19 protein-coding genes are annotated in these 20,896 nt (G+C 64.2%); 10 read left to right on the top strand and 9 right to left on the bottom strand.

What is annotated here, in order from left to right:
* Window positions 1-188: 188 nt before the first annotated feature.
* The gene (locus tag NCR39_RS07375; protein WP_250451613.1) at window positions 189-644 is read left to right on the top strand and encodes an Lrp/AsnC family transcriptional regulator; all 456 of its coding nucleotides are present in this window, start codon (window positions 189-191) and stop codon (window positions 642-644) included.
* Window positions 645-783: 139 nt separating this feature from the next.
* Window positions 784-1,902: a saccharopine dehydrogenase family protein gene (locus NCR39_RS07370; RefSeq protein WP_250451612.1), complete on the top strand. Its 1,119-nt coding sequence runs from the start codon at window positions 784-786 to the stop codon at window positions 1,900-1,902.
* A 7-nt stretch (window positions 1,903-1,909) separates the two neighbouring features.
* Here NCR39_RS07370 and NCR39_RS07365 read toward each other — a convergent pair whose 3' ends face one another.
* Window positions 1,910-2,494 carry a P-loop nucleotide/nucleoside kinase family protein gene (locus tag NCR39_RS07365; RefSeq protein ID WP_250451611.1) on the bottom strand — a complete coding sequence of 195 codons (585 nt, stop codon included), beginning with the start codon at window positions 2,492-2,494 and terminating at the stop codon, window positions 1,910-1,912.
* 32 nt (window positions 2,495-2,526) lie between these two features.
* The gene (locus NCR39_RS07360) at window positions 2,527-3,840 is read right to left on the bottom strand and encodes a cation:proton antiporter (RefSeq protein ID WP_250451610.1); all 1,314 of its coding nucleotides are present in this window, start codon (window positions 3,838-3,840) and stop codon (window positions 2,527-2,529) included.
* Window positions 3,841-4,004: 164 nt separating this feature from the next.
* Here NCR39_RS07360 and NCR39_RS07355 point away from each other — a divergent pair, with 164 nt between their 5' ends.
* Window positions 4,005-5,396 carry an FAD-containing oxidoreductase gene (locus tag NCR39_RS07355; RefSeq protein WP_250451609.1) on the top strand — a complete coding sequence of 464 codons (1,392 nt, stop codon included), beginning with the start codon at window positions 4,005-4,007 and terminating at the stop codon, window positions 5,394-5,396.
* Window positions 5,397-5,415: 19 nt separating this feature from the next.
* Here the strand turns inward: NCR39_RS07355 and NCR39_RS07350 are convergent, their stop codons facing one another.
* The 3 genes from NCR39_RS07350 to NCR39_RS07340 all read right to left on the bottom strand — a co-directional run bounded on the left by NCR39_RS07350 (window position 5,416) and on the right by NCR39_RS07340 (window position 8,531).
* The gene (locus NCR39_RS07350; protein WP_040048435.1) at window positions 5,416-6,654 is read right to left on the bottom strand and encodes an MFS transporter; all 1,239 of its coding nucleotides are present in this window, start codon (window positions 6,652-6,654) and stop codon (window positions 5,416-5,418) included.
* A 32-nt stretch (window positions 6,655-6,686) separates the two neighbouring features.
* Window positions 6,687-7,703, bottom strand: coding sequence for a hypothetical protein (locus tag NCR39_RS07345; protein ID WP_502800183.1), 1,017 nt, complete (start codon window positions 7,701-7,703; stop codon window positions 6,687-6,689).
* Between the two features lie 273 nt (window positions 7,704-7,976).
* Window positions 7,977-8,531, bottom strand: a complete 555-nt coding sequence (locus NCR39_RS07340) for an ankyrin repeat domain-containing protein (RefSeq protein WP_250451607.1) — start codon at window positions 8,529-8,531, stop codon at window positions 7,977-7,979.
* 287 nt (window positions 8,532-8,818) lie between these two features.
* Here NCR39_RS07340 and NCR39_RS07335 point away from each other — a divergent pair, with 287 nt between their 5' ends.
* The 4 genes from NCR39_RS07335 to NCR39_RS07320 all read left to right on the top strand — a co-directional run bounded on the left by NCR39_RS07335 (window position 8,819) and on the right by NCR39_RS07320 (window position 12,922).
* The gene (locus NCR39_RS07335) at window positions 8,819-9,454 is read left to right on the top strand and encodes a DUF938 domain-containing protein (RefSeq protein WP_250451606.1); all 636 of its coding nucleotides are present in this window, start codon (window positions 8,819-8,821) and stop codon (window positions 9,452-9,454) included.
* Window positions 9,455-9,604: 150 nt separating this feature from the next.
* Window positions 9,605-10,765, top strand: coding sequence for a Rieske 2Fe-2S domain-containing protein (locus NCR39_RS07330; RefSeq protein WP_250451605.1), 1,161 nt, complete (start codon window positions 9,605-9,607; stop codon window positions 10,763-10,765).
* Between the two features lie 130 nt (window positions 10,766-10,895).
* A complete protein-coding gene (locus NCR39_RS07325) occupies window positions 10,896-11,177 on the top strand; it encodes a hypothetical protein (RefSeq protein ID WP_250451604.1) in 282 nt (93 codons plus the stop codon).
* Between the two features lie 509 nt (window positions 11,178-11,686).
* Window positions 11,687-12,922 carry a porin gene (locus NCR39_RS07320; RefSeq protein WP_250451603.1) on the top strand — a complete coding sequence of 412 codons (1,236 nt, stop codon included), beginning with the start codon at window positions 11,687-11,689 and terminating at the stop codon, window positions 12,920-12,922.
* 86 nt (window positions 12,923-13,008) lie between these two features.
* Here the strand turns inward: NCR39_RS07320 and NCR39_RS07315 are convergent, their stop codons facing one another.
* Window positions 13,009-13,767 (bottom strand): SDR family NAD(P)-dependent oxidoreductase, encoded by a 759-nt coding sequence (locus tag NCR39_RS07315; RefSeq protein ID WP_250451602.1) that lies wholly within the window; start codon window positions 13,765-13,767, stop codon window positions 13,009-13,011.
* A gap of 168 nt (window positions 13,768-13,935) precedes the next feature.
* On the opposite strand from NCR39_RS07315, the gene NCR39_RS07310 reads away from it, so the two are divergent.
* Window positions 13,936-14,346, top strand: coding sequence for a hypothetical protein (locus NCR39_RS07310; RefSeq protein WP_250451601.1), 411 nt, complete (start codon window positions 13,936-13,938; stop codon window positions 14,344-14,346).
* A 28-nt stretch (window positions 14,347-14,374) separates the two neighbouring features.
* Here the strand turns inward: NCR39_RS07310 and NCR39_RS07305 are convergent, their stop codons facing one another.
* The 3 genes from NCR39_RS07305 to NCR39_RS07295 form a co-directional block, all read right to left on the bottom strand.
* On the bottom strand, window positions 14,375-15,421 hold the full coding sequence (locus tag NCR39_RS07305) for a T6SS phospholipase effector Tle1-like catalytic domain-containing protein (RefSeq protein WP_250451600.1): 1,047 nt from the start codon (window positions 15,419-15,421) through the stop codon (window positions 14,375-14,377).
* A gap of 157 nt (window positions 15,422-15,578) precedes the next feature.
* The gene (locus NCR39_RS07300) at window positions 15,579-15,752 is read right to left on the bottom strand and encodes a hypothetical protein (protein WP_250451599.1); all 174 of its coding nucleotides are present in this window, start codon (window positions 15,750-15,752) and stop codon (window positions 15,579-15,581) included.
* An 89-nt stretch (window positions 15,753-15,841) separates the two neighbouring features.
* Window positions 15,842-16,093 carry a DUF1272 domain-containing protein gene (locus NCR39_RS07295; protein ID WP_250451650.1) on the bottom strand — a complete coding sequence of 84 codons (252 nt, stop codon included), beginning with the start codon at window positions 16,091-16,093 and terminating at the stop codon, window positions 15,842-15,844.
* Window positions 16,094-16,260: 167 nt separating this feature from the next.
* Between NCR39_RS07295 and NCR39_RS07290 the strand changes: the two genes are divergently transcribed.
* On the top strand, window positions 16,261-17,352 hold the full coding sequence (locus tag NCR39_RS07290; RefSeq protein WP_250451598.1) for a hypothetical protein: 1,092 nt from the start codon (window positions 16,261-16,263) through the stop codon (window positions 17,350-17,352).
* Window positions 17,353-17,700: 348 nt separating this feature from the next.
* Entirely contained in the window at window positions 17,701-20,895 is a 3,195-nt protein-coding gene (locus tag NCR39_RS07285; protein WP_250451597.1) for an efflux RND transporter permease subunit, read from the top strand.
* Window position 20,896: the final 1 nt, after the last annotated feature.

The following is a 20,896-nucleotide window of genomic DNA, read 5'->3' as shown; positions in this document are numbered from 1 at the left end:
CGCCTGATATTAGTATCACGATTGAGCGACGAATCGCCTGCGTTGCCACAACTGCTTACATTCGATACGTCTCTGGAAAATTCGCGCTCCGCGTGCGGATGGCATTTTGCGTGCCGCATGTTGCATGCCGAATGCAGCATGCAAAAGCGATAATCGACGCGAACAACGATGCACTCACAAAGGACGACATGAGACCGCCGCGCCTCGATCAACTCGACGACATCGACCGCAATCTCGTCGCACTGCTGCAAACGAATGCGCGCGAAAGCGTCGCCAATCTCGCGCGGCAACTTGGCGTCGCGCGCACGACGGTGATCGCGCGCATCGCGCGTCTCGAGAAGAACAACGTGATCGCGGGCTACGGCGTGCGGCTCGGACAGGACGTGCTCGACGCCAGCATTCAGGCGTACGTGGGCATCAAGATCGCGCCGAAATACGGCCGCGACGTGCAGAAGCGCTTCGCGCGCATGCCGGAGATTCACTTACTTTGCGCGGTCAGCGGAGAGTTCGATTACGTCGCCTGGCTGCGCGCCGATTCGCCCGACCGCCTCAACGATCTGCTCGATGAAATCGGCGCGCTAGAAGGCGTCGAGCGCACGACGACGTCGATCATCCTGGCGCGCAAGATCGACCGCGCGGGTTGAGATTCGACATATTGTAGCGAAGGGCCGTCGAAACGACGAAACTGGTCGTCGATGCGCATCACTTTGTGTCTGTATTCAAAATTCACGCGCTCCTAGACTGATGTGTGACGTCCATGCACACCCAGACAGGAGACAAGAAATGAAAGTGGCACTCATCGGCGCGGGCCTGATCGGACAAAGCATCGCGCGATTGCTGCGCGAAACGGGCGACTTCGATGTCGTCGCATTCGACCGCGACGAACACGCGCTCGCGCAACTCGATGCGCTCGGCATTGCGACGCGCCGCGTCGATTCCGCCGATACGCCCGCGTTGCGCCACGCGCTCACCGGCTTCGATGCGCTCGTCAACGCGCTGCCGTATTACCTCGCGATCAGCGTGGCATCGGCGGCGAAAGCGGCAGGCGTGCATTACTTCGATCTCACCGAAGACGTGCGCGCGACGCACGCGATCCGCGCCATCGCCGACGACGCGCACACCGCATTCATGCCGCAATGCGGCCTGGCGCCGGGCTTCATCGGCATCGTCGCGCACGATCTCGCGCGGCGTCTTCACAACGTGCGCGACGTGAAGATGCGCGTCGGCGCGCTGCCGGAGTTTCCGACCAACGCGCTGAAATACAACCTGACGTGGAGCATCGACGGGCTCATCAACGAGTATTGCCAGCCGTGCGAAGCCGTGCGCGAAGGCCGCACGCAATGGCTGCAGCCGCTCGAAGGCGTCGAGCATTTTTCGCTCGATGGCATCGAGTACGAAGCGTTCAACACATCGGGCGGACTCGGCACGCTATGCGAAACGCTCGCGGGCAACGTCGAGACGCTCGATTACAAGTCGGTGCGCTATCCGGGGCATCGCGATTTGATGAAGTTCCTGCTCGACGACTTGCGCATGTCCACCGATCGCGACGGCCTCAAAGCCATGCTCAAGCGCGCGATTCCTTCGACGACGCAAGACGTGGTGCTTATCTTCGTCACGGTGACGGGCATGCGCGGCGGTCCCGGCGGGCAACTCGTGCAGGACGTGTTCACGCGCAAGATCTTCGCGAAGGAAGTCTGCGGCGTGCCGATGAGCGCCATCCAGATCACGACGGCCGGCGCGGTGTGCGCGGAACTCGATCTTTTTCGCGAAGGCGTGCTGCCGCAGAGCGGTTTCGTGCGCCAGGAGCAGGTTCCGCTCGATGCGTTCCTGAACAACCGCTTCGGCAAGCTCTACGAAGGCGCGAACGCGCTCGCGACCGCGCGGCAACTCGCGGCGGCCTGAGCTTTCTTCAATCGTGGGCGATGAGGCGCGCAAGCAGACGCGCCTCGTCATCGTCGGACGCGGATGCGTTGTCGAACATCAGCAGGTCTGCGGCGAGGGCATCGTCGGGAAAGAAAAGGCGCTGCCGATAATCCTCCCAGTGCGCGAGCTTGTACGCATCGTTCGGATCGCCGCGCGCGACGATGCGCTCGTGCGCCACATCCTCGCTCACGTGCACCCACACGACGCGGATCGCGACGTCATCGCCGATGCCGAGCCATCCGCGATCGAAAAGCCGCCGCTCGCGCACTTCACGCGACAGCGGCGCGATCACCACCGCGCTCACGCCGAGCGCGAGATTTTCAGCGGCGGTATCGATCAGACTGCGGTACTCCGGATCGCGCAAATGCTCGATGAAAAGCGGACTGTCGCGGTCGTGCGGATCGCCCGTCAGCGCGCCGATCGCCGCCGCGCTGTACGCGCCGTAGAGCGTGTCCTTGTCGAGCAGGCAAAAGGGCTCGCCGCTCGCGCGCATGAGCGGCGCGAAGAGGCGCCTGGCGAGCGTCGTCTTGCCCGTGCCCGCGTGCCCGCAGAAGAAAATCAAATGCTTCATGGAGCGGCTCTCAGTCGTTGCTCAGTCGTTGCTCAGTCGTTGTTCTGGATGCGCTGATAGCGATTCATCAGCGGCGTCGATGTCACGCCGTGCACGATCACCGACGCCGCGATCGCCGCGATCACGAACGGCACGAGCGGCGCGGCGACGTCTTTCGGCGCGTGCTCGATCGCATAGAGCAGATAGTAGAACGAGCCGACGCCGCGTATGCCGAACCAGCCCATCAGCAGGCGCTGCGGACGCGATGCGCCCGCGCCGATCAGCGACGCCTCCACCGCCAGCGGCCGCACCACGAGAAAGAGCGCGGCGATCAGGAGCGTCGCCTGCCACGTGAACAAGTCGCGCCACATCGCGCCGAGCACCGCGCCGACCATCAGCATGATCGCCACTTCGGCAATGCGTTCCAGTTCGATCGTGAAGCCGTGCACGCGCTCGGCCATGAACGCGTGCGCGCGCCGGGGATCGGCGGCGGTGGCGCTGACGTCGTCGGCATCGACGGTGCCGACCGCTTCGCGCGCGGACTTGTCGCCGCTTGCCTTCTGCTCGACGCGACGCGTCGCCAGGCCCGCCGCGAACACCGCGAGAAACGCATACGCGTGCAGCAATTCGGCGACGCCATACGACAGCGCGATCAGCCCCAGCGCATAGAAGCCTTCGGAGCCGAGCGCCTCGCCATGATGCGTGCGCAGATAGGCGACGAGGCGCACGGTCAGCCCGCCGAGCAGCCATCCGCTCGCGAGCGCGGCGAACGTGCCCCACGCCGCTTGCAGAAGGAAGCCCCAGTGCAGCGCATCGTCGGGCGAGGCTTCGTAGCGGCACACCGCGAGGCCGAGCAGCGCGAAGGGCATCGCGATGCCGTCGTTCACGCCGCCTTCCGCCGTCAGCGAGAAACGCAGCAGATCGGTGTCGCCGGGTTGCTCGACCTGCACGTCGTGGGCGAGAACGGGATCGGTGGGGGCGAGCATCGCGGAAAGCAGCAACGACGATCCCCAGCTCATGCCGAGCACATACACGCAGAAGAACATGAGCGGCACGATGGTCAGCACCATCGCGACGAAGCCGAGGCGCACCGGCAAAAGCCAGCGGAGATCGGTCGGCGGCACGCGCAGCCGCAGGCCGACCGCGAACAGCGACACGAGCATGCCGACTTCGGTGACGAGGCGCAGGACGGTGGCGTCGCCGTCGAGCCGGATGTGCAGCAGATTCGCCGCGCCCGGCCCGAGCGCGAAGCCGATCGCGAGATAACACATCGCGGTGCTGATCGGCAGGCGCTTGAACGCCGAACCGGCGAGTCCCATGAAGATGAGCACGCCGCCGACGACGAGAAACCAGATCGTCTCGGTCATGGAACGCCCTGGAAACAGCGGGAGGATGGGTAAGCCATCCAATGGACGCGAGCACGCGCCGTGCCCGTCGGCGGCGTTGAGCGTAAGATGGCCGGGCGTTGAATCCATCACGCGTGCATTGTCCGATGTTTGGCCAGGCACGCATCGGCCACGGAGGCTCACGCATGTCACAGCATTTCGATGCAGTCGTCATCGGCACCGGGCAGGGCGGTTCGCCGCTTGCCGTGCGGCTCGCCGAAAGCGGCAAGCGCACGGCGGTCATCGAGCGGCATCTTTTCGGCGGCACGTGCGTGAATGTCGGCTGCACGCCGACCAAGACGTATGTGGCGAGCGCGCGTGCGGCGCATGTCGCGCGGACGGCGTCGAAGTATGGCGTCGATATCGGCGGCGACATCACCATCGACATGGCGCGCGTGAAGGCGCGCAAGGACGAGGTCATCGGCGCATCGCGCGACGGCATCGAACAATGGCTGCGCGGCACGCCGAACGTCACCGTGTTCAAGGGGCATGGCCGCTTCACGGGACCGCGCGCGCTCGCCATCGAGAGCGACGGCGGCGCGACGCACGACATTCACGCCGACATGATCTTCATCAACACGGGCACGCGCGCGACGGTGCCGCATATCGACGGGCTCGACGGGCTCGAAGGCGTTCCGTATCTGACCAACTCCAGCATTCTCGAACTGACCGACGTGCCCGAGCATCTCGTGATCGTCGGGGCGAGCTATATCGCGCTCGAATTCGGGCAGATGTTCAGGCGCTTCGGCAGCCGCGTCACGCTGCTCGTGCGCGGCGAGCGCATCCTGACGCGCGAGGACGAAGACGTCGCCCGCGCGATGCAGGACGTGCTCGCGCGCGAGGGCGTGGAGTTTCGCTTCGGCGTCGAAGCAAAGCGCGTGGAGAAGACGAGCGGCGGGCTGCGTATCGAGCTGGGCGATGAAACCATCGATGCATCGCATCTGCTCTTCGCGACCGGCCGCACGCCGAACACCGACAATCTCGGGCTCGAACACGCGGGCATCGCGGTGAACCGGCACGGTTTGATCGACGTGGACGGCGAGCTGCGCACCAAAGCGGAAGGCGTCTGGGCAATCGGCGATGTCAACGGGCGCGGCGCGTTCACGCACACGTCGTGGAACGACTACGAGATCGTCGCGGCGAATCTGCTCGATGGCGAATCGCGCAGCGTCGATACGCGCATCATGACGTACGCGGTGTTCGTCGATCCGCCGTTCGCGCGCGTCGGCATGAGCGAAGCGGACGTGAGAAAGGATGGCCGCGCGGCGCTCATCGCCACGATGCCCATGACGCGCGTCGGCCGTGCGCGCGAACGCGGCGAAACGGACGGCTTCATGAAGGCGCTCGTCGATGCGAACACGAAGCGCATTCTCGGCGCGGCGATCTACGGCATCGAAGGCGACGAGGTGATCCACACGTTCGTCGACATCATGAACGCCGATGCGCCGTACACCACGCTGCAACGCGCGATGCACGTGCATCCCACGGTGAGCGAACTGGTGCCGACGTTGCTGGGCGGATTGAAGCCGCTCGCCTGAAGCCGCCGGCGAACGACTTTCACGCCTCGACCGGCGGCTTCTCCACCTTCGGCGCGACATGCTCCGTGCGCGTTTCCGGCATCGCGAGCCAGACGAGGGCGACCGCGAGCGCGCCCGCGCCCGCGAGACCGAAGAAGCTCATCGCCGTGCCGAAGCGATCCGCCGCGAAGCCCGCCGCCGCCGTCGAAAGCGTCGCGCCCACGCCCGCCGCCAGCCCGAAGAAGCCGATCGTGAGGTTGTAGTGGCCGCGCCCGCCGGCGACATCGGCGGCGATGAGCGGCAGCATCACGCCGAACACGGCCGCGCTGATGCCGTCGAGCATCTGCACCGGCACGAGCAGATACGGGCTGCTCACGCCCGCGAACAGCAGCGCGCGGATCGGCAGCGCGCAGAAGCCGAGAATCAGGATCGGACGCCGGCCCCATTTCTGCGCCTGCCGTCCGACCCACGGCGACAGCGCCGCCACGATGAACTGCGGCACGATGATGCACGCCGCGATCACCAGTTGAACGTTGTCGCCCATGTGCGCGGTGACTTCGCCGGCGGCGAGATTCAGCATCGCCGCGTTCGAGAGATGGAACAGCACCACGCACGCCGCGAAAATCAGCAGCCGCCGGTCCTTCAGCAACTCGCGCAGCGACTCGCGCTCCTCGCCTTCGGGCGTGAGTTTCGGCTTGCCGGGAGGCGCGCGCGGCACCGCGGGCGGCGCATCGTAGTGAATCATGCGCAGCGCGACGATGGCCGGCAACGCGAGCGCCGCCGTCAGGAAGAACACCGAGCGCAGCGACAGATACTCGCCGAACGCGCCCATCAGCGCAGCGGTCAGCGCGCTGCCGATCGACGCCCAGCGCGCATTGCGGCCGAGCCGGTCGCCGAGATCGGCGCGCGAGACGAGCGCGACGGAGATCGCGGCCATCGCCGGGACGAGCATGCAGCTCGCGAAGCCGTGCAGCACTTCGGCCGCGAACACGGGGATGAACGTCGGACTCGCGGCGAGCAGCAGCGCGCTCACGATGATCGCGATGATCGCCGAGAGCGCCGCGAACTTCTTGTTGCGCATGGCGTCGACGAGCGCGCCCGCGGGAAGCTGGCTCGCCATTGCGCTGATCGTGCCGACGGACAGCATCAGGCCGATCTCGCCCTGCGTCCACTTGTGGGCCGCGAGGTACGAAGCGATGAACGGGCCGAAGCCGGTCTGCACGTTGGCGACGAAGAAGTTCAGCCAGTCGAGCGCGCGCAGACTTCGTGCAATTACCATGTCGTGAATCGGTTATTCATGTCGTGATCCGTTTATCGGGCGGGGCGCGCGCCGGATGACGAGCCCTGCGCCGCCACCGCGCCCGACGCCGTCGCGCCGCCCGACGATGCAGCCGTCGCCGTCGCCGATGACGCAGCCGTCGCCGTCGCCGACGAAGCGGGCGTCGCCGGGACGACCGGCGACACGATCTTGATCGGCTGTTCGGGCGCGTACGTCGGCGCGGCTTTGAGCTGCGCGTCGTTGAAATTCATCTGAAGCACGAGCTGCTTGTTGCGTGAAACGACCTGCAGATCGCCCCAGTTCGCCGCGACGTGACGCTTGTCCGCCGCGAGCGAACTCGACAGATCGACGACGAGCGCCTGCGGCTCTGCCTGCGAATCGACGAGCACGTCGACCACGCGTCCGATGCGCGCGCCGTTTTTCTGCGTCACCGTCGAATCGACGAGCGGCGTGAAGTTCGGCGGCGCCTCGTTGACGGGCTGCGGCTTCGGCACCGGATCCGCGGGCTTGCCTTTCGCGGGCGGCGGCGGAGGGAGGAACGTGATCGGCGCGGCCTTCGAATTCGGCGCGAAGCGGAACGCCGTCCACGGGAAATTGACCTTGCGATCGCCGACGCCCATGAAGCCCGCGAGATTCACCATCAGCAGTTTCGGCTTCGCGGATGCATCGATATACATGTCCACCGCGCGGCCCACGACCTTGCCGTCGGGGCGCTGCACTTCGGCATCGAGCAGGCCGTGCAACTGGTCGTGCTGCATGATGCGCGTGGAGATGATCTGCGGCGGCGGAGGCGGTTCGGGCGGCTCGGCGGGCGCGGTGATGACCGGCTCTACCGGCTTCGGCTTCACGATGCGGCGCTTCGGCTTCGGCGGGGGCGGCGGCTTCACGGCGGACGCCGGTTCCGGCGCGACGACGACGGACGACGCGGGCTCTTCGGTATCGGCGGTTTCGGTTTCGTCGGGAGCCGGAATGTACGAGTGCTCGACGATCGGCGCGGGCGTCTGCTGCGAAAAGATGCCGCACGCCGAGAGCGCGCACGCGGCGAGCATGGCGAGGGCGGCCGAACGCGGCAGGCCGCGTGTGCACCGTGCCAGCGCGAACAACAGAACGATCAGGCGCCATACGGCATGCCAGGCGTGCCGTATCGCTAAAACCGGCGCGGAAACCAGCGTGAATGCCGCTTTGTTGGCCAACGCATCACCCCGATGCGAGATACCGCCTGTCATCACAAAAGCTCCATGTGTCCGGGCCACCTTCCTGGTTTGTATTGTGTGAACCGGCGACGCGAGCGTCCGGCCGTGTGTCTCAGTGCGCGCATGCGCTCATGCGCCCGTCGATGCGCCCGTCGATGCGTCCGTTCCCGGCTGCCGGCCCGCGAGCTGCGCGGCGGTATCGGCTGCGCCCATTCGCGCGGCGTACTCGCGTGCGGATAAGCCGTTCTGATCGCGTGCATCCGGGTTCGCGCCGCGCGCGATCAGCATGTCGACGATCTCCACGCGATTGAACATCGCGGCGATCATCAGCGCCGTGCGTCCGTCGGGCGATGCGCCTTCGATGTCCGCGCCGTGCGCGAGCAGCGTTTCGATCACGTCCTTGAAGCCCTTGAACGCCGCGCCGGCGATCGGCGTCTGGCCGTTGTCGTTGCGCAGGTTCGGATCGGCCTTGTGTTCGAGCAGCACGCGCACCGCGTCGGCGTGGCCGTGGTAGCTCGCGAGCATCACGAGGCTGTCGCCCTTGTCGTTGCGCAGGTTCGGCGGCAGGCCTTTGTGAAGCAGGGCGTCGAGCATCGGGGCATCGCCGCGGCGGGCGGTGTTGAACACTTCCGTTGCGAACGCAATGGTGTCTTCATCGGGGCCTTCGCGTCTCGTGTCTTGCATGTTTCGCTCCGGTTCGACACGCGGCTGTGCAAAGCCGGTGGTCTTTTGCATTCGATGATGTCGCCGCGCGAATCGCGCGCGGCGCGGGGAATCATCGGCAGCATACACAGGTTTGACGACGCGCCGCGTTTGCATCGCGCCGTGTCGCTTTGTTTGTCGCTTTGTTTGTAATAGGGACGTCAGGCAGCAGGTTTCGCGCCATGGCGTTTGAAAGCTCGGCGTCGCTTGACGCGGCAGCTTGAGCGCCCTTAGTCTCGATGACAGATTTCGCTTATCGAGCCATATCCATGACGCAAGCCTCACCAAATTCCGACGCCGGCGTGCGCCGCCGCGCACCCGCCGCCGAACGCAATCGCGATGCGATTCTAGCCGTCCTCGCACGCGTGCTGCCGAAGCGCGGCGTGGTGCTGGAAATCGCCAGCGGCACCGGACAGCATGCCGCGCATTGCGCGAGCGCGTTGCCGGGCATCGTCTGGCAGCCGAGCGATCCGGACGCCGCCTCGCGCGAATCCATCGCGGCGTGGCGCGCGCATGCGGGACTGCCGAACCTCGACGCGCCGCTTTGCATCGACGTGACGAGCGGCGACTGGGGCATCGGCAACGTCGCGGCGATCGTGTGCATCAACATGATCCACATCGCGCCGTGGGAAGCGGCCGAGGCGCTCGTTCGCGGCGCGGCCGAACGGCTCGGCGCGGGCGGCGTACTGTACCTGTATGGACCGTTCCGGCGCAATGGCGCGCATACCGCGTCAAGCAACGAAGCCTTCGATGCGCAACTGCGCGCCACCGATTCCCGCTGGGGCGTGCGCGACATGGAAACGGTCGAGGCGCTCGCGCGCGAGGCCGGATTCACGCTTGCCGAAGCTATCGCGATGCCCGCGAACAACTTCAGTCTGGTGTTCGTCAAGCGCGACGACGCATGAGGCAAGCAGGCGCGAGCAGACGAGCGCGACCCGACGGTTCGCCCGCGCCGAAACGGGCGACGCCGTGTAGACTGCGAGAGATCGTTCCTTTGCGCCCGCATTCGCGACAGGCGCTCACATCCGATCTCACTCCTCCCGGAGGCGTCCTACATGCACGCAGCGTTGCCGCAAGGCGAGCAGGAAACCGGTGTCGCCGATACATCCGCAAGCCAGCCGCGCGATCTGCGCCGCATCGACATTCATCCCGATCACTGGTATCCGCTCGCGTGGTCGCGCGAAGTGAAGCGCGGCCATGCGCACGGCGTGCGCTTCGCGGGCGATCCCATCGTGCTCGTGCGAACGGGCTCGGGCAAGGTCTTTGCGCTCGAAGACCGCTGCGCGCATCGGCAAGTGCCGCTTTCGGCGGGCGTCGTCGATGGCGAATCCATTCGCTGTTGCTATCACGGCTGGACCTACGACTGCACCGGCCGCTGCACCGACATTCCCTATCTCGGACGCGAGCGCCTGCCCAACGGCGTGCGCGCGTATCCGTGCCGCGAGGAAGCGGGGCTCGTGTTCGTGTTCACGGGCGATCCGCTTCGCGCCGATACCGCGCGGTTTCCGTCGCTCGATTCCGCCACCGATCCTGTCTACAAGACGCGCCGCTTCGGCCAGGAAGTGAAGTGCCATTACACGTTCATGCACGAGAACCTGATGGACATGAACCACCAGTTCCTGCATCGGCGGCAGATGGGCAGCATGCGCGCGCGATCGCTCGGGCGGCGGCGGGGCGAGGACTGGATCGAAGTGGACTACACCTTCGCGCGCGAGGCGGGAAAGCAGCCGATCGGCGAGGCGCTCGTGTTCGGCCAGAAGCGCGGCGCCAAGCCCGATGAGACGCAGAAAGACGTGATGACGGTTCGCACCGAGTATCCGTATCAGACGCTCAAGATCCGCACGAAGGACGAGACGATGGTGATGGACCTGTGGATCGCCTACGTGCCGCTCGATGCCGAACAGCGCACCAATCGCACCTTCGGCCTGCTGTCGATCCGCCGCCCGAAGATTCCCGTCCTGCTCGACGCCGCGTGGCCGCTGCTCGTGTGGTTCACGGAGCGCATCTTCAAGGAGGATCGATGGATCGTCGAGCGCGAACAGGAAGCGCATGACCGGCAGGGCGCGGATCACAATCACGAAGTCTTTCCGGTCATCAACGAACTGCGCGCGCTGTTGATGGAGCACGGCGTGCCGCATCGCGCGGCGGGTGCGCATGACGTCGATGCGCGGCGCGTGCATCGCATCGTGCCGGTGCAGGAGTTGCCGGCGTCGTGAGCGCTCGCGGGCGCTCGCGAAGCACACACGGCGCGCGACGATACGGCGCGGCACGCACGGATTGCGGCCATCGCGCGGCGGCGCTATACAGGAACGAGGACATTCGCACTTGCCACGGAGGCAGACCATCATGAACAGCGACCCGACCGAGCCGCGCGACACACGCTCGAGCGCGCCCGATCTTTCCGAGCGGCATCCGAACGTCGAGCATTTCGATGCCGCGATCACGCACGTCGACGAATCCGTCGCGGCGGGACGCATGGCCGCCGGCGCGGCGAAGGGCATTCTCTACAGCCTGATCGAGACGCTCGGCACGCTCGTCGGCGATCCCGATCTGCCGTCGCACGCGCGCTCGGGCTACGAAGGCTTGCTCGAAACCGCGCGCGAACTGCGGGCGAAGATCGAGCAATAAGCGTCGCGGTAATCCTTCCTTCCGGGCGACGCGCGCCTTTCACGCGTCGCTCGCGTCCCGATGCATCCCACGCCGATGCTTTCCGGTTGCTTTCGCAGCCTGCCCGCTTTTCCTCCATTCTGCGCCGCCAAACACGAGTGTTATTCCGCGCATCTCTTTCCGATGCGATCGCGCGCCGGACGTCTGCGGCAATCTTTACCGTGCTGCCGCAGAGCCTTGTGGCACGGGGCGTCCTCAACCTCCGCCATGCTGCGGCGCCACGTCGCTGACAGCTTCTTGTCATGCTGGCGACCGAATGCCGAATATTTGCGTCGACGCAAATACTGGTTAACCACACGGTGCAAAAAAAACGACACCAGTGAAGCCGATTCTTTCGGATTCCATCGGTAAGCCATACACTTGCCAGCGATAAAAGTTACGGTCGATGTCACCGGCGAGCCTTGCCTGGTTCCGGTTCCAGTCCGATCACGAACGATTCGCTCATACCGCACGATGCAAGAGGAGAAGAAATGAAAAGCTTCAAGATGACCCAGGCCGCCGCCATCGCCGCGACCGCGTTCGCAGCCGCTGCGCCGGCTTTCGCGCAGAGCAGCGTGACGCTGTACGGTATCGTCGACGACTCGATCGTTTATCAAAGCAGCCAGACGAACCTGGCGAAGTCGCAGGCAGGCCGCTCGAACGTCAAGATGGCATCGGGTATCTGGGCGGGCAGCCGCTTCGGCCTGAAGGGCGCGGAAGATCTGGGCGGCGGCAACAAGGCCATCTTCCAGTTGGAATCCGGCTTCAACATCAACAACGGCGCGCAGCAATACGCGAACGCGATGTTCGGTCGCCAGGCTTGGGTCGGTCTCACGAACCCGACGTTCGGTACGTTGACCGTGGGCCGCCAGTACACGTCGTATTACACGCTCATGGCGCCGTACAGCCCGACGAACTGGCTGACGGGCTACTTCGGCGCGCACCCGGGCGATCTGGACGAACTGGACACGATCTACCGCGCGAACAACTCGGTCGTCTATACGTCGCCGAAGCTGTACGGCTTCACGGTGAGCGGTTCGTACTCGTTCGCAGGCGTGCCTGACAGCGTGTATCAGGGTTCGACCTGGTCGGCTGCGATCCAGTATTCGCAAGGCCCGATCGGCGGCACGGTTGCGTTCACGCGCATCAACAACTCGACGGTCGGCGGCGGCGTCTACGGCGACGCATCGACGACGAACACGGCCGGCCAGTCGGGCGTGTCGGCGGTGACGAACGGCTATCAGGGCGCGCAAGCCCAGAACCGCTTCGCCGTGGGCCTCGGCTACACGTTCAACAGCGCGTGGGACATCACCGCGACGTACACGAACGTTCAGTACATTCCGGGCATCGCCTCGAAGTTCACCGACGAAGCCGTCTTCAACACGGCAGGCACGGTGCTGCACTGGAAGGCATCGAGCGCGTGGGACTTCGCGGCAGGCTACAGCTACACGTGGGCCAGCAAGGCGAACGGCATCAACGACGCAGCTTCGTACCACCAGTTCAACCTGTCCCAGTACTACTCGCTGTCGAAGCGCACGGGTCTGTACGCTCTGGAAGCGTTCCAGCGCGCCAACGGCCGCACGCTCGCGAACCCGACGTTCACGCCTGCAGGCCCGGTCAACGCACAGACCAACGCGAACGCGACGATCGGCGACGGCTTCCAGACCACGCCGTCCGCATCGCGCAGCATGTTCGCAGCAGGCGTGGGTATCATCCACCGCTTCTAAGCGGCGCTTGCTTCAAGAAAAACCGGACGCCTCGGCGTCCGGTTTTTTTTGCGCCTGCGTCTGGGCCTCGCGCGGCTGTCGGAGCGTCAGATAAACATGCCTCCCGATACCTCGACGCGCTGCGCCGTCATCCATCGATTGCCCTCGGACAGCATCGCCGCAATCGCGCCGCCGATGTCGTCCGGCACGCCCGCGCGCCCCAGCGCCGTGTTCTGCGCGACGAAGTCGTTGACGCTCTGATCGTCGCGCACCACGCCGCCGCCGAAGTCCGTTTCGATCGCGCCCGGCGCAATGGTGTTCACCGTGATCCCGTGCGGCCCAAGCTCCTTCGCGAGATACCGCGTGAGCACTTCGATGCCGCCTTTCATCGCCGCATACGCCGCGTAGCCCGGCAAAGCGAAGCGCGTGAGCCCGCTCGACACGTTCACGATGCTGCCTTCCTCGTGCAGAAAAGGCAGCAGCGCCTGCGTCAGAAAGAACGGTCCCTTGAGATGAATGTCGAGCAGCGTGTCGAACTGCTCGGGTGTCGTATCGACGAACGACGCATGCACGCCGACGCCCGCGTTGTTCACCAAAAAATCGAAGTTCGTGCGTTCGAACGATTGTTCGAGCGCCTTGCAGACTTCATCGGCGAATGCGGGGAAGGTGTCGCATCGGCCGACGTCGAGCTTGAGCATCGCGCACTTGCAGCCGAGTTCCTCGATCTCGCCGGCCACCGCTTCGGCCGATGCGGCGTCGCTGTTCCACGTGCCGATGATGCCGACGCCCTGTTGCGCGAGCTTTAGCGCCGCGCTGCGTCCGAGTCCGCGGCCCGCGCCGGTGATGACCGCCACCTTCGTGCTCATGTATCCGTCCACTGGCTGCTCCTTTGCGTGAGTGAGATTGCATCGAACCATGCTCGAACTGTAGGACGCCGCGCTGCACAAGGGAAACTTCGCGCGATGCTGCGGCGCACCGCGCGCGGGCGCGTGCCTTGCTGCATCGTCGCGATGAATGTATCGAAGGAGATCGCCATGACGACGCAACGCAACCCGAAGCAGGAGAACAACGCCGATACGACCCGCGCCCCGAACGACGCCGCCGCGCTCGCGCGTCCGTTCCGGCTGTTCGCGGTGGAGCAGCGCGTGCTCGCGCAGAATGTCGACGGCAAGGTGATCGACATCGGCGCGATGGATTCGAGCGGCGGGCAGTTCTGCGCGCGCCTCGACGTGGACGACGTCGCGGTCGAGCCGAAGCGCAGTCCCGAGCTTGCGCTGAAGGCGCTCGTCGACAAGCTCACGTTCGATTATCTCGACGGCCTTTTCACGAGCGAAGGCGAAGCCGAGGTGGCGGGGCGCCTGCAGGATTTCCCGAGCGTCGAATTCGAACTCGACGAAACCCTGCCGCGCGACATGGTCGATCGCACGCCGCCGCATATCTTCTGATCGGCGACGCGCCTTCGCTTGTCGCTCGTCACTCGCCGAGCGGCAAGCCGCGCAACTGCTCGCGCAACGCCGGATAGGCATCGAGAAAGTCCGGTGCATCGAGCCGGTTGAAGAGGCTCGGATCGATTGTCTCGTTCAGCGCCGTGCCCGCCGCGCGCGGCGCTTTCTGGCAGACGTCGCGCAACAGCGGATTCTTGCTCGTGAATTCGGTATACGAGTCGATGGGCTCGGACGCGTACGCGTCGTCGGGAATCGCGATCGGCTTGTCGAACCCGAGTCCGTGCGATTCGGCCTTCTGGCGCAACCACTCGGCGGGAATCAGCGGCAGCAGGTCGGCCGGATCGCGCGGCGGGGTGACGTAGCCGCCGCCGACGTTGGCGTGCGCGCCCGCGAACCAGCGCTGCTCGAGCGGCAGCGCGCCGCGATCTTCGGCGCCCTGCGTCCACAACGTCGGCTTATAGAGCGAGCGGAATTCGTTCGCGGCGATCGCGTGATACGCAGCCTTCGTGCGATTCGAAAGCGTCGTGTCGTGGAACTTGTAGTAGCTCGCGAAGCCCGGCACGGCGATGCCGTCGATCGGAATGCCCAGTTCTCCGACCGTATCCCATACGCCGATGAACGCGACATCGACTTCACGCGAGAACTGCTGGCGATACGCCTTCACCGAGTCGTCGTCGGCGCTCACGCTCTGATCGCGATAGATGCCGTACGCCTGACGGATGGAGTCGTCGCTCCAGTCGTTCGCGAGTCCGCATTTGCGGATGAGGCCGGCGAGACTGCGCGCGGAATAGGCGCCGCGCGAGAATCCGAGAATATAGATCGATGCGCCCGGCCGGTAGCGCAGGCACAGCCACGCATAACCGCTTTTGATGTTCTCGGAGAGGCCGTCGCCGAATGCGCCGCCGAGGAACTTGTTGGCGAGCGAGAACAGCCCGTTGCCTTGTGTGCCGACGCCGGGCACGTACAGCGTTTCCTGATCGTCGGTTTCCGGCGCGAGCTTGTAGAGGAGATAGGCGTTGGTGCGGTCGTTGGGTTCGTTCCAGGTGCCGTCGAAGAAGAGGGCGAGTTTCGTCATGACGGTCTCCTGGACATGGTCTTCTGCCTAAGAGATAGGAAATCGGCGTGCGGCATGCAAGCTCGCGATCGTGCATGCCGATGCGAAAGGCATCGCCGCGCTCGACTTTGTCCGATACGACAGCACCCGACACGCCCCGATATGCGATGCTAAAGCCTCACACGACAGTCTTTTCGTGGAGTGAATGATGAATACAAAACACTTCGCCAAGATTCTTTTTGTTGCTGCTGCGTTCGGGGCGACTGTCGCTCATGCACGCGATGACGGACCGCGCTTCGCGCAGGATCGACTCGATGCGCTCGTCGCGCAGCACGCCGAAGCGAGCCGGCATATTGCGCGCGCACGCTCCGATACGCCCGCAGCGAGCGCGCCCGAAAAGCGCACGGATAGCGCTTCATGAGTGCATCGACTGCGGCGCGCTCAGCTTGAACGTTGCCGCGCGCAGTCCGGATTGAAAACCCGTTTCGTCGATGCAGGGTTATTCGCCAGCTTCTCTGCCGGACGGCGTGGCCGGGGCACGAGTTCGCCGCCGCAGTTCGGGCATTTGGAATTCAGAATGCGATCCGCACAGTCCGCGCAGAAAGTGCATTCAAAAGTGCAGATGCGTGCATCGGCGGAATCGGGCGGCAGGTCTTTGTCGCAACATTCGCAACCGGGTCGTAGCTCCAGCATGATGTTTTCCCGTTGATGGTCCATGGCGAGACGGCCGATTCAGGATAGCAAGAACGAGCGCCGCCGCGTGTGCGCGTGAATGGACGGTATGGGAATTGCTGCGCCGCCGCGGATGTTCCGCGGACCTCGCGCCGACGATCCTCCTCGCCTACCTCCACTCAGAGCCCATGATCAGGACACTAGCCAGCACGATTCCCACGAAAGCCTTATCCGCCGCCATTCTCAGCGCATCGTTTCTCGCGGCGGGTTGTTCCAGCCTCGGTCCGTCGCGGCTGAAAGCCGATCAGGTCGACTACGCCCGCGCGCTCGGCGATGCCCAGAAGCGTGAAATTCTTGCCGCCATCGTCGGGTTGCGCTTCGCCGATGCGCCGTCGTTCCTCACCGTCAGCAGCATCATCGCGGCATACAACTTCGATGCGTCCGGCGGTGGCATTTTGAATGCAGGATCGGGCGCGCAGCCGAACTATGCGCAAGCGACGGGCAGCGTGTCGTACTCGAATCACCCGACGTTCACCTTCACGCCGACCACCGGCGACGCCTACGCAAGCGCGTACATTCGGCCGCTGCCGCCGACGCTCGTGCTGCCGCTCGCGGAAAGCGGCATGCCGATCGATCTGCTGTTGCGCATCACCGCGCAGTCGATTGCGGGTCTGCAGAACGGCAACGCGCTGGGCGGGCCGAACGCGTCGGGCGCGCCCGACTTCTTTCTGCTGATCCAGGCGTTGCGGCGCTTGCAACTCGCGGGCGAGCTCAACGTGGAATCGCGCAACGAGGACCATGCGGCGCGCGTGTTCATCACGCTCGCCGCGACGCGCAGCGGCTCGAACAAGGCCACCACCGACGACCTCGCGCTCGTGCGCCGGTTGCTTCATCTCTCGCCGAAGATGAAGACGTACGAGATCGTGTACGGGCAGTCGTCCGATAAGGACCGGATTCCGATGGTCACGCGCTCGGTGCTCGGCATCCTGACCGATCTCGGCGCGCAGATTCCCGTGCCCGACCCGCAGATCGGCAGCGGCGCGACCAAGCCGACGATCGGTCTGACCGGCGGCGAAACGCGCCCGACGATCGTCGTGAAGGTCGGCGAGAAAGCGCCGCAGGACGCATACGTGAGCGTGCTCTACGACAAGGCGCAATACTGGATCGACCGGGGCGACTTCGATTCGAAGTACGCCTTCACGGTGGTGCAGAACCTGATGGCGCTGGCGGAAGTGACGGATACGTCGAAGGCGCCGGTTGTCACGATTCCCGCGAACTAACGAATGGCATTTTGCGTGCTGCATGTTGCATGCAGCATACAAAGCGCCTTCATCCGCTTACAGCACAACTGACGACAAACTGACTGCCCGATGGCGCGGGCGACAGCTTGCATTTGCCAGGCATCGCCAGCGCGTACGCATGAGACTCCCGCGACTTTCGCGTCACAACAACACTTCCCGAGGAAAACGCCATTGATCTAAAGAAAAGCTTCCGCATAAACCCTCGCAACCGTTTGCGCGATTTGTTTTGTAAGCTTCATCTGTGTCATCGTATCGGGGCTTTTAAGCGACGGCTGGACAGCATTCGAATAACGAACACGAAAATCAAACGGGGCAGGCGGAAATTCGATGTGGATCGTAAGACTTGCACTCAAACGCCCGTACACGTTCATCGTCCTGTCGCTGCTGCTGCTGATCATCGGTCCGCTCGTCATCCTGCGCACGCCGACCGACATCTTTCCGAACATCGACATTCCGGTCGTCAGCGTCATCTGGACATACACGGGCTTGCCGCCCGACCAGATGGAGCGCCGCATCACGCTCAATTACGAGCGTGGTCTTTCGGTGGCGGTGAACGACATCGAGCACATCGAATCCGAATCGCTGCCGGGCATCGCGGTCATTCGCATTTATTTCCAGCCGAACGCGAACGTCGATGAAGCCATCGCCGAGATAACCGCGCTCTCGCAAACGCAGTTGCGCTCGCTTCCGCCCGGTATCACGCCGCCGAACATCCTGCGCTTCAACGCATCGACGGTGCCGATACTGCGGCTCGCATTGTCGTCGGCGGAACTGACCGAGCAGCAGCTCTACGACTTCGGCAACAGCTTCCTCAAGACGCAGCTCGCGACCGTGCAGGGCGCTTCCGTGCCGTTGCCGTATGGCGGCAAGCAGCGGCAGATCATGGTCGATATCGATTCGCAAAAGCTGCAGGCCAAGAACCTTGCACCGACCGATGTCGTCAATGCGATCAGCGCGCAGAACCTGATCCTGCCGACCGGCACGACGAAGATCGGCTCGATGGAATATTCAGTCGGTCTGAATGCGAGCCCGAACACGATCGAAGGGCTCAACGATATCCCCATTCGCACCGGCCCAGGCGGCACGATCTATATCAAGGACGTCGCGCATGTACGCGATGGTTTTCAGCCGCAGACCAATATCGTGCGTGTCGACGGCACGCGTGCTTCGCTTCTGACCATCAACAAGAGCGGCAACGCATCGACGCTCGATATCGTCGCGCGCGTGAAGAAGCTCTTGCCGACGTTGCACGGCATGGTGCCGGAATCGCTTAAGATCGAACCCGTCGCTGATCAATCGTTGTTCGTGCGTGCATCGGTATCGGGCGTGCTGCGTGAAGCGGTCATCGCAGCGGGACTCACCGCGGCCATGGTGCTGCTCTTTCTCGGGAGCTGGCGCGCGACGCTCATCATCGCGATCTCCATTCCGCTCTCGATGCTCACGTCCATCGTCGCGCTTTCGGCGATCGGCCAGACGATCAACATCATGACGCTGGGCGGCCTTGCGCTGGCGGTCGGCATTCTGGTCGACGATGCAACTGTCGCGATCGAAAACATCAGCCAGAATCTCGAGCAGGGCAAGGAACTGGAACAAGCCATTCTCGATGGCGCGCAACAGATCGCCGTGCCCACGCTCGTCTCGACGCTCTCCATCTGCATCGTGTTCATTCCGATGTTCCTGCTGACAGGCGTCGCGCATTATCTATTCGTGCCGATGGCCGAGGCCGTCGTCTTCGCCATGCTCGCGTCGTACTTCTTCTCGCGCACGCTCATTCCGACGCTTGCCAAGTACCTGTTGCGTCATCATGAGCACATGGGCGGCGATGTCGAATCGATGAAGGGATCGCGCAATCCGTTCGTGCGCATTCACCTCGGTTTCGAGCGGCGTTTCGAAGCCGTGCGCGGCCGCTATCGCGCGTTTCTCGAAGCACGGCTCGTGCATCCGGGGCGCTTCGCTGCCATCTTTCTCGGATGTTGTTTGCTCTCGCTTGCGCTCGCGCCGTTTCTTGGCCGAGACTTTTTTCCGTCGGTCGATTCGGGCGTCATCGCCATGCATATGCGCACGAAGACCGGCACGCGCATCGAAGAGACAGCGGCGCTCACGGACCGCGTCGACAATCGCATACGCGAACTGATTCCGCGCAAGGAGATTCATTCGGTCATCGACAACATGGGCTTGCCGGTGTCGGGCATCAACCTCTCGTATAACAACACGGGCACCGTGAGCGCAGCCGATGCCGACGTGCTCATCACACTGAATGAAGATCACGCACCGACCGACGATTACATTCGCGATCTGAGAAAGCGCTTGCCGCAAGAGTTTCCCGGCGTGACGTTTTCATTTCTGCCCGCCGATATCACGAGTCAGATTCTCAACTTCGGCTTGCCCGCACCGATCGATATCGCCATCACGGGACGCGACGTTCGGGGAAACCGCGAGTTCGCCAATCACTTGCTCGAGAAGATTCGCCGCATTCCCGGTCTCGTCGATGCGCGCATTCAGCAGCCTTCCGATCTTCCTTCGATCAACGTGGAAGTGGATCGCACGAAGGCCTTGCAAGCGGGCTTCACGCAACGCGACGTGGCGAACAATCTACTCATCACGCTCTCCGGCAGCCAGCAGACGACGCCGACGTTCTGGCTCAATCCGGTCAATGGCGTGAGCTATAACGTCATCACGTCCGCGCCGCAATACGACATGAACTCACTGCAATCGGTGGCCAATATTCCGGTCACATCCGCGAGCGGCAAGACGAACATACTCGGCGCGCTTGCATCGCTTTCACGCGGCTCGCGCGATGCGGTTGTCTATCACTACAACGCGCAGACGACGATCAATCTCTATGCGACCACCGAGCGGCGCGATCTCGGCGCGGTGTCCGACGACGTGCAACGCATCATCGACGAATCGCGCGGACAGTTGCCGAAAGGCTCGTCCATCGACATACGCGGACAAGTGGAAACGATGAACACGTCGTTCTCCGGCCTTGCGCTCGGGCTGATTCTCGCGGTCGTGCTCGTGTATCTGCTGATCGTCGTGAATTTTCAGTCGTGGCTCGATCCGTTCATCATCATCACTGCATTGCCGGGCGCGCTCGCGGGCATCGTGTGGATGCTGTTTCTCACGCACACGACGCTCTCCATTCCCGCATTGACCGGCGCGATCATGTGCATCGGCATTGCAACGGCCAACAGTATTCTCGTGGTGAGCTTTGCGCGTTCTGCGCTTGCCGAACATGGCGATGCAGTGCGTTCCGCGCTCGAAGCCGGCTACACGCGCTTTCGTCCCGTCTTGATGACCGCACTCGCGATGATGATCGGCATGGTGCCGATGGCGATCGGCCTCGGCGAAGGCGGCGAACAAAACGCGCCGCTTGGCCGCGCGGTGATCGGCGGCCTCGCGGTCGGCACCATCGCGACATTGTTCTTCGTGCCCGTGGTGTTCTCGGTGGTCTACAAGCGCATCGAAGCGCGGAACCAACGCAACGAACGCGACGAACGCATGAACGAAGCACAGTCCTGAA

Origin of the sequence: Caballeronia sp. ATUFL_M2_KS44, from assembly GCF_023630965.1 — a bacterium.
In the GTDB taxonomy this organism is placed as follows: Bacteria; Pseudomonadota; Gammaproteobacteria; order Burkholderiales; family Burkholderiaceae; genus Caballeronia; species Caballeronia concitans.
Note: the sequence above shows the minus strand (reverse complement) of the source record. Positions and strands in the feature narration are given on the sequence as shown.